Source organism: Saccharopolyspora sp. NPDC045839, assembly GCF_056431645.1.
Genome location: NZ_JBWKKH010000034.1, coordinates 102,133 through 111,481 on the forward strand (window position 1 = coordinate 102,133; position 9,349 = coordinate 111,481).

Here is a 9,349-nt window from a genome sequence, read left to right on the forward strand (position 1 = left end):
GTCACCTCACGGCGCGATCTCGCGCCAGCGGTTGGTCAGCGGCAGCCGCCGGTCCCGGCCGAACGCCTTGAACGTGATCTTGGTGCCCGGCGGGTACTGCCGGCGCTTGTACTCCGCCCGGTCCACCATCTGCAGCACCCGCTCGACCAGCTCGGCGTCGAACCCGTCCGCGATCAGGTCCGCGTAACCGCGGTCGCCCTCCACGTAGCCGTCCAGCACCACGTCCAGCACGTCGTACTCCGGCAGCGAATCCTGGTCCACCTGGTCCGGCCGCAGCTCCGCCGACGGCGCCTTGGTGATCGAGTTCTCCGGGATCGGCGGCACCTCGCCGCGCTTCTCCGCGTCGGCGTTGCGCCACTTCGCCAGCTTCCACACCAGCGTCTTCGGCACGTCCTTGATCGGCGCGAACGCGCCCACCGCGTCGCCGTAGATCGTCGAGTAACCCACCGCCAGCTCGGTCTTGTTCCCGGTGGCCAGCACCAGGTGCCCGCGCTGGTTCGACAGCGCCATCAGCAGCACGCCCCGGGCGCGAGCCTGCACGTTCTCCTCGGCGAGCCCGGTCAGCTCCAGCTGCCGCACGTACACGTCGACCATGTCGGCGATCGGGTGCACCTCGAAGTGACAGCCGATCCGCTTCGCCAGCTCGGCGGCGTCGGACCGCGAGTGCTCCGACGAGTAGTTCGACGGCATCGACACCCCGTGCACGGCGTCCGCGCCGAGCGCGTCGGCGGCCAGCGCGGCGACCACCGCGGAGTCGATCCCGCCGGAGAAGCCGAAGGTCACCGACCGGAACCCGTTCTTGTGCACGTAGTCGCGCAGCCCGGTGACCAGCGCCGACCACACCTCGGCCACGTCGTCGAGCCGCTCGGCGGGCGGCAGCGCGGGCACCGGCTCGTAGTGCGGCAGCGGCTCCGGCTGCAGCACGATCCGCTGGACGTCGAAGGCGGGCATCCGCATCGGGCCCGGCTCGGCGGGCACGGTGGTCGAGGTGTGCCCGCCCGCGGTCAGCTCCAGGTCCAGCAGCGTGAGGTGCTCGGCGAACTGCGGCGCCCGCGCGAGGATCTCGCCGTCCGGGGTGGCGACCATGGAATCGCCGTCGAACACCAGCTCGTCCTGCGCGCCGACCAGGTTCACGTACGCCATCGGCGCGCCGGCCTCGGCGGCCCGCCGGATGACCAGCGGGGTGCGCACGTCGTCCTTGGCGCGCTCGTACGGCGAACCGTTGATGCACACCACGAGGTCCACGCCGACCTTGCCCAGCGCGGCCACCGGCCCGCCGTTCTGCCAGATGTCCTCGCAGATGACCACGCCGACGTCCAGGCCGTGCAGCCGCACGATCGGCAGGTCGAAGCCGGGCGCGAAGTAGCGGGCCTCGTCGAACACGCCGTAGTTCGGCAGGTGGTGCTTGTGGTAGGTCGTGACGACCTCGCCGCCGTAGAGCAGCGACGCCGAATTGCGCGGCCCTTCGTCGTCGCGACCGAGGTGCCCGACGACGACCAGCGCGTCACCGCAGCCGGCGTCCTGCAAGCGCCGGGCCAGCACCTCCAGCTCGGAGAGGTTCGCGGCGGCGAACGACTTGCGCAGCGCGAGATCCTCGACCGGATAGCCGGAGAGCACCATCTCGGGGAAGGCCACGAGGTGGGCGCCGTCCTGCACGGCGCGGCGGGTCCAGTCCAAGACCATCGAACTGTTGCCGGCGATGTCGCCGACGCATGCGTTGACCTGTGCGAGTGCGATGCGCAGCTGGGGCATGCACCCATCTTCGCGCACGCCGCACGCCTGCGTCGTGCTGCCCGGTGTGAGCCGCGCCGCGCGATGCGTGTCACGATTCGTGAGTGAACCGCCTACTGACCGTGCTGTCCGTGGTGGCCCTGCTGGGCGCGGCCGCGTGCAGCCCGCCCTCGCGAGATACAGCACCGCTGCAGCCGCACACCGAGCACAAGGGCCCGGCCGGACCGGTGCCGGCGGGCCTGGAGCGGTACTACGGGCAGACATTGTCATGGGGGCCCTGCGCCCCGTACGCGACTTCCGACAGCGACCGGACCGCCTTCGACGACACCGGCCTGGAGTGCGCGCGGCTGGAAGTCCCGATGAACTACGCCGAACCCCAGGGGCAGGCAATCACGCTCGGCATCCTGCGCAAGCCGGGCACCGACCAGGAGCACCGGGTCGGTTCGCTGCTGCTGAACCCGGGCGGCCCGGGTGCGTCCGGGATGAGCGCGGCCGCGAGCGTCGCCTCGTCGGTCGAGCAGACCGACCTGGGCGAGCGGTTCGACCTGATCGGGTTCGACCCGCGCGGCATCGGCGCCTCCGAGCCGGCGGTGAGCTGCCTGACCGGCCCGGAGCGCGACGCCGAGCGGCTCGACTCCGACGCGGACACCTCGCCCGCCGGGATCGCCGCGACCGAGCAGGAGGAGCGCGATTACGCGGGCAAGTGCGCGGAGCGCACCGGCACCGAGATGCTGGCCAACGTCGGCAGCCGCGAGGTCGCCAAGGACATGGACGTGCTGCGTTCGGTGCTCGGCGACGAGAAGCTGACCTACCTCGGCTACTCCTACGGCACCCGGATCGGCGCGGAGTACGCGGAGACCTTCCCCGGCAACGTGCGGGCGATGGTGCTCGACGGCGCGATCGACCCCGGGCAGTCCACGGTCGACCAACTCGTCGCCCAGGGCGCCGGTTTCCAGCGCGCCTTCAACGACTTCGCCGCCTGGTGCGCCAAGCGGCAGGGGTGCTCCCTTGGCTCCGACCCGGCGCAGGCCGTCGCGGTGTTCCAGCAGCTCACCCGTCCGCTGGTGGACCACCCGGCCCCGGCCGGTGACGGCCGCGAGCTGTCCTACAAGGACGCCACCATGGCGGCGATCCAGGCGCTGTACGCGCCGAGCCTCTGGGACCAGCTGGACAACGGGCTCAACGAGCTCCGGCAGGGCAGCGGCCGGCGGCTGCTGGCCCTCGCGGACAACTACTTCAGCCGCGAGAGCAACGGGCAGTACACCAACACGACCGACGCGTTCGACGCCGTGCACTGCGTCGACGACCAGCGCGTCGAGGACCCGGCGATCCTCCGCGAGGCGGACCGCCGCTACCGCGAGGTGGCGCCGTTCCTGGACAACGGGAACCCGCCCAGCGCGGCGCGCGACAAGTGCGCGTTCTGGCCCGTCCAGGTCACCGGCGAGGCCACCGAGCCGGAGGTGGGTGCGCTGCCGCCGACGCTGGTCATCTCCACCACCGGCGACCCCGCCACGCCCTACCAGGCCGGCGTGAAGCTCGCGGAAGCCCTGCACGGCCGCCTGCTGACCTTCGAGGGCACCCAGCACACGGTCTTCATGCAGGGCGTCACCTGCATCGACGACGCGACCACGAAGTACCTGGTCGACCTGACCCTCCCGGCCGAAGGAACCCGCTGCACCTCGAACGGATGACCTCGGCGGCGAAGGGCATCTCCGGGCGGCGAAGTGGCCCCGGGATGCCCTTCGCCACACCGGACCGCGGCCGGCCGGAAGCGGGTAGCGCCGCGTTCATGGACCAGTTACGCAATTCGCAGTTGGAACTCTTAGGCTGCGTGCATGAACCGCCAGCAGGAGTTCGTGCTCCGCACCTTGGAGGAACGTGACATCCGCTTCGTGCGGCTGTGGTTCACCGACGTCCTGGGCATGCTCAAATCGGTGGCGATCTCGCCCGCCGAGCTAGAGGGTGCCTTCGCCGAGGGCATCGGGTTCGACGGCTCGGCCATCGAGGGCTTCGCCCGGGTCTACGAATCGGACATGGTCGCCAAGCCGGACCCCACCACCTTCCAGGTGCTGCCGTGGGAGACCCCGGACGGCGAGCACTACTCGGCGCGGATGTTCTGCGACATCCACATGCCCGACGGCTCGCCCTGCTGGGCCGACCCGCGGCACGTGCTGCGCCGCACCCTGGCCAAGGCCACCGAGTCCGGCTTCACCTGCTACGTGCACCCGGAGATCGAGTTCTTCCTGCTGAAGAACCTGCCGGACGACGGCACCGAACCGGTGCCCGCCGACTCCGGCGGCTACTTCGACCAGTCCAGCCACGACGCCGCCCCGCACTTCCGGCGCAACGCCATCGAGACCCTGGAGGCGATGGGGATCTCGGTGGAGTTCAGCCACCACGAGGGCGCGCCCGGCCAGCAGGAGATCGACCTGCGCTACGCCGACGCGCTGACCATGGCCGACAACGTGATGACGTTCCGGTACGTGGTCAAGGAGGTCGCGATCACGCAGGGCGTGCGCGCCTCGTTCATGCCGAAGCCGTTCAGCGGGCAGCCCGGCTCGGGCATGCACACCCACTTCAGCCTGTTCGAGGGCGACCAGAACGCCTTCTACCACCCGGAGAACCCGTACGAGCTGTCCGACATCGGCCGGGCGTTCGTGGCCGGGATCCTGCACCACGCCCGCGAGATCAGCGCCGTGACCAACCAGTGGGTGAACTCCTACAAGCGGCTGGTCGTCGGCGGCGAGGCGCCGACCGCGGTCTGCTGGGGCCACGCGAACCGGTCCGCGCTGGTCCGGGTGCCGATGTACTCGCCGGGCAAGGCGTCCTCGCGCCGCGTCGAGGTCCGCAACCTGGACTCGGCCTGCAACCCGTACCTGGCCTACGCGGTGATCCTCGCGGCCGGGCTGCGCGGCGTGCAGAAGGGCTACGAGCTGCCGCCCGCCACCGAGGACGACGTGTGGGGCCTGACCGAACGGGAGCGGAAGGCGGCCGGCTACGCGAACCTGCCGCAGAACCTCACCGAGGCGCTGGCCGAGATGGAGTCCTCCGAGCTGGTCGCGGAAACCCTCGGCGAGCACGTGTTCGACTTCTTCCTGCGCAACAAGCGCGAGGAGTGGAACGCCTACCGCAGCCACGTCACGCCGTACGAGCTCCGCACCCTGATGCCGATGCTCTGAGCCGGGCCGGAGTTCGGCCTGCTCATGGGTCGTGAGTACTTTGGATCGCTATGGCGACTCAACGTGCTCACGGCCACTGACCTGCGAAAACTCTCCGCTGCTGGGCACCGGGCGACACCCGGCGCCGGTCGGCGGCCCGCAGGCGTGGGCGTGCCCGCCGAAGACCGCGCGTCCCGGTCCGCGAACTCATGGGGTTGGCCGTGTCGCTGTGGCGCGAGGAGCGATAGGTTGCGCCCGTGACTGATTCGCAGGCGCAGCCCGACCCAGTGACTGCGGGGAGCCCCGACGGCAAATCCGCCGTGGAAGCCACCCTGCAATCCGGTGTGCTGGAGCAACCGGCCGAGCTGTTCGGCGAGCCGGAGTGGCCCGCCGAAACGCCGGAGGACCGCGGTGCCCGCACCGTGCTCGGCTGCACCGTCGCGTGCCGCGACCAGCTCCCGGCCGCGCGGGTGCTCCGCGAGACGTTCCGCCGCCACCACCCGAACGCGCAGTTCGCGCTGCTGGTGGTCGACCTGCCGGGCGCGGACCGGCCGGAGCCGGACGGCCTGACCTTCGCCGACATCGGTCTCGACGCGACGGAGTACGCCCAGCTGGCGATGGGCTGCACCGCGGAGCAGCTGCGCAACGTGCTGCGCCCGATGTTCCTGCAGCACCTGCTGAAGTCCGGCGCGACGGTGCTGTACTTCGAACCGTCCGTCCAGCTCTTCGGCCGCTTCGACGATCTCGTCGCGGGCCTGACCCACGAGCGGCCGGTCGCCCTGGTGCCGCGGGTGCTGCGCCCGCTGGCGGTGGACGGCCTGCGCCCCAACCCCGCCGACCTCGCCGAATCGGGCACCTTCGATCCCAGCGCCTTCGCCGTCCGCCCGGGCGCGGAGCAGCTCCTCGCGACGTGGGTGGAGCAGCTGCGGGCCGATCCCAGCGCGGCGGCGCCGGTGCTGGACGGCGCGCCCGCGCTGGTCGACCACCAGGTGATCCGTGATCCCGGCGTCGGCCTGTCCGTGTGGAACGCGGCCCAGCGCGAGCTGGTGGTGGCGGGCGACGGCCGGCACACCGTGGACGGCACCGCGCTGCGGAGCGTCCACTTCGACGGCTTCCAACCGCAGCGGCCCTGGCTGCTGTCCACGGCCTACGCCGACCGCCCGCGGATCCTGCTCTCCGAGAACCCGGTCCTCGCCGGGCTCTGCGCGGGCTACCGGAACGCGCTGGTCGGGGCCGGGTACACCCGCGAGCAGCCGCACCCGTTCGACGCCCTCCCCGACGGCGTCGTACTGCCCGCGACGCTGCGCCGCGAGTACCTCGACGCCTGGCACGCGGACGGCGAACCGCCGCCGAGCCCCTTCGAACCGGACGGCCCGCTGGCGGAGTTCCGGGAGTGGTCGTGCGCCCCGGCCGACGACCGGCAGCGCGCGGCCGGCGGCTCCCGCTGGACCGCGGCGGTGTGGGCGGACGACCCGATCCTGCGGCGCGACTACCCGGACCCGTTCGGCACCAACGCCGAGGCCTTCCACGAGTGGTGCGTCGGCGTCGGCGTGGCCAGCGGCCGGGTCCCGGCCGAGGCGGTGCACCGCAGGATCGACAACCGGGCGGCCCTGGTCGACCAGCTCGGCGTCGCGGTGCTCGGCGACGGGCAACTCGCGGAGCTGATGCGCACCGCGGTCCGCGCATCCGGGCTGCCGTCGGCCGACACGGCCTACTACCCGGTCGTCCTGCGTTGCGAACCGGGCCTGCCGGTGCCCGCGGGCAGGTACGTGATCGACGTTTACAACGGAGCCGTCGACACCGCGGATGTGGCGGAAACCTGGGTGCTGTCGGAGAGCGGCCGCGCCGCGGCCCGCCGCAACGGCACGAAGACCAGGGTCGTCGCACTACCGGCACCGGAACGCGATCGGATCGATTTACCGACGAGGAAGGGCGCCCGCGCCAAGTTCGGGCTGTCCGACGAGTTCGTGTTCGGGGCCTTCGTGGACCAGGCGGCCGAGCGCGCGGACAACGCGCTCGGCGTGGTCAGCGCGTTCCTGGCGGCGTTCCCGGAGCGCGACGAGGTGCGCCTGCTCATCGGCGTCGTCGGCGCGGTCGACCACCCGGAAGCGGCCGAGCGCCTGCGCCTGGCGACCGCGACGGATTCCCGGGTCCTGCTGGTGGAGGAGGACCTCGACCTCCACCCGCTGCTGTCCGCGTCGGACTGCTTCGTGTCGTTGCACCGCGGCGAGGCGGGCGACGACCACGTGCTGAGGCTGCTGGAGGTCGCCGCGCACGGAGTACCGGTGATCGCGGGGGAGCACGGCGCGGTGGCCGAGCTCTTCGGCGCCGAAGCCGCGCGCCTCGTGCCCTGCGCGGGGCCCGGAGAACCGGACATCGAAGCCGCCGCGGAGCTACTGCGCGCTGCCGCCGACGACCCGGACGCCACTGCGGCATTCGGCGCGGCGGCAAAGGAAAACCTGCTCGCGGTCCACACCGTCGCGCGTGCCGGCGCACGCCTGCGCGAGCGCGTCGAGCAGGCGTACCGGAACTGGCGCACGAAGTGGTCGCGGGACAGCCACGGCCAGTTCGACGACCCGCTGCGCCCGCTGCTGGTGGCGCGGCATGCGCTGCACCGGGCACCGGACGTGGGCGCCAGCAGCCGGAACTCGATGGCACCGGCGCTGCGCAAGGCCGTGCTCAAGGCGCTGAGCCACTACGACGAGCACATCCGCGACGTGATGCGCTCGCTCGTCGACGGAGTCGAGCAGACCGCCTCCGAGCTGCTCCGCCGCCAGTACGAGGCGGACGGCGAAGGCGACATGGAGGCGGTGCGAGCGGAACTGGCCCAGCTCATCCGGCGCCAGGACCAGCACGGCGCCCAGCTGCTCGGCACCGACGACGGCATGGTCCGGGCCCGGGCCGACCTGGCCGAGCAGCACCGCAGGCTGCGGAAGCTCGAAGCGGGCGAGGGCGGTGATCAGCGCGTGGACGCCCTGGCGGAACGCCTGGACAGCCTGACCGGAGCGGTCGAGCGGATCCTCGATCGGATGGATTCGCTGGAACAGAGCCAATCGGGCGACCAAGACGTCGAGGCGAGCGTCCGCAGCGCCTCGCACGATGCGGCGAGCGCCTTGCAACGCACCGACGTCCTCCAACGCATCCTGCTCAGGGAGCACGAGCGCAACATCGGAGGCGGCGACGGCACCACGACGCCCGTCCTCTGCGACGCTGGCCTGCTGAGGCTGCCGGCCGATGACAGTTTCATGCTTCCGTGGCTGTCATCGCATTCGACCTGGGACGGCGATGTATCCGCGCTGATCGATTCCCTGCTCGAACCCGACGGCGTCTTCATGGACGTCGGCGCGTACGTGGGCTACCAGACCGTGCGAGTGCTGAGCAGGCTCGGCAACAGCGGTGCGGTCGTCGCGGTCGAACCGTGCCCGCGAAGCGGCGCACTGCTCAAGCACAACGTCGAAGTCAACGTGCCAGCGGCATGGGGACATCGCCTGGTGCTGGTGGAAGGCGCGGCATGGGACGGCTCGTGCCAGCTGGCGGCGGAATCGTCGCTCGCGGGCGGTCTGTCGGTCGGCCCAGCGGAAGGCGACAAGCCACCGTCCGTGCGCGGTGTCCGGCTCGACCGGGAGCTGGAGAACCACGAGGCGCTGCAGAACCTGAAGCTCTCGGTCGTGCACGTCGACGTGGGCGGGCGGGTGCACCGAGTGCTCGGCGGCCTGGTCCGCCTGCTGCGCCGCGATCGTCCTTCGATCGTGTGCTCCTTCACACCGGACGCAATCCACCAGCTGGGTGACGATCCCGGAGCGGCCCTGCGGGAGTTCGGCACCTGGGGCTACGACCTGGTCCCGGTGGGACGCAATCGGCCGGTATCCGCCCCTGACCTGCTGGAAGCGATCAGTTCGGCGGGTTCGGCGAGCACCGTGAAGCTCTGGCTCCGCCCGAAGCAGAAATGACCCGAGATCGCCCGAAGGAGCGACGTCAAGAGTCTGACCAGGCGATTTGACTTTCACGCAGGGTGTGCGTAACTTTCTGTTCGCCGCACGGACGGCCGGACGGAACAGGACGCAAGAGCCTGGCGAGGACGGCAGCGGGAGCGCCCTGGAGATCGGGAACGAACTCCGCGGAGCGCACACCGGCCGGGGCGCGCGGTTTGACACCGCGAAGCGCACCGGGTAACGTAAAGCGGTCGCCAAGTAGACCTCGAGTCTACGAGGCGCGTTGACAACTCAAGCAACGAGCTCGATCTTCGGAGCGATCAGGGCGGGGTTGACCCCCCTGAAAACGCCGAAATGAGGGCCTGCTAGAGTTACCGACACAAGAAAGCGAAAGAAAATGCTCCCCGGAGCTTCGATCCCTGGTTTAGGGGTTGGGTGATGGTGTGGGTGTGTTCTTTGAGAACTCAACAGCGGACTGTTTTGGTTAGTGTTCTTTTATGCCCCCGACCATTTCGGTGGTTGGTGGTT

The 9,349-nt window shown here is 70.9% G+C and carries 4 protein-coding genes; 3 read left to right on the forward strand and 1 reads right to left on the reverse strand.

What is annotated here, in order from left to right; genetic code table 11:
* Positions 1–6: 6 nt before the first annotated feature.
* A complete protein-coding gene (locus tag AC07EQ_RS34640) occupies positions 7–1,752 on the reverse strand; it encodes an NAD+ synthase (RefSeq protein WP_358579239.1) in 1,746 nt (581 codons plus the stop codon).
* Positions 1,753–1,835: 83 nt separating this feature from the next.
* Between AC07EQ_RS34640 and AC07EQ_RS34645 the strand changes: the two genes are divergently transcribed.
* The 3 genes from AC07EQ_RS34645 (at position 1,836) to AC07EQ_RS34655 (ending at position 8,839) form a co-directional block, all read left to right on the forward strand.
* Positions 1,836–3,422: an alpha/beta hydrolase gene (locus AC07EQ_RS34645; protein WP_478392039.1), complete on the forward strand. Its 1,587-nt coding sequence runs from the start codon at positions 1,836–1,838 to the stop codon at positions 3,420–3,422.
* A gap of 144 nt (positions 3,423–3,566) precedes the next feature.
* Entirely contained in the window at positions 3,567–4,910 is a 1,344-nt protein-coding gene (gene glnA, locus AC07EQ_RS34650) for a type I glutamate--ammonia ligase (protein ID WP_478392040.1), read from the forward strand.
* A 236-nt stretch (positions 4,911–5,146) separates the two neighbouring features.
* Positions 5,147–8,839: an FkbM family methyltransferase gene (locus tag AC07EQ_RS34655; protein ID WP_478392041.1), complete on the forward strand. Its 3,693-nt coding sequence runs from the start codon at positions 5,147–5,149 to the stop codon at positions 8,837–8,839.
* Positions 8,840–9,349 lie beyond the last annotated feature (510 nt).

Coding starts and splice junctions, on each gene's coding strand:
- AC07EQ_RS34640 (WP_358579239.1), bottom strand. CDS start 1,752: ATGCCCCAGCTGCGCATCGCACTCGCACAGGTCAACGCATGCGTCGGC.
- glnA (WP_478392040.1), top strand. CDS start 3,567: ATGAACCGCCAGCAGGAGTTCGTGCTCCGCACCTTGGAGGAACGTGAC.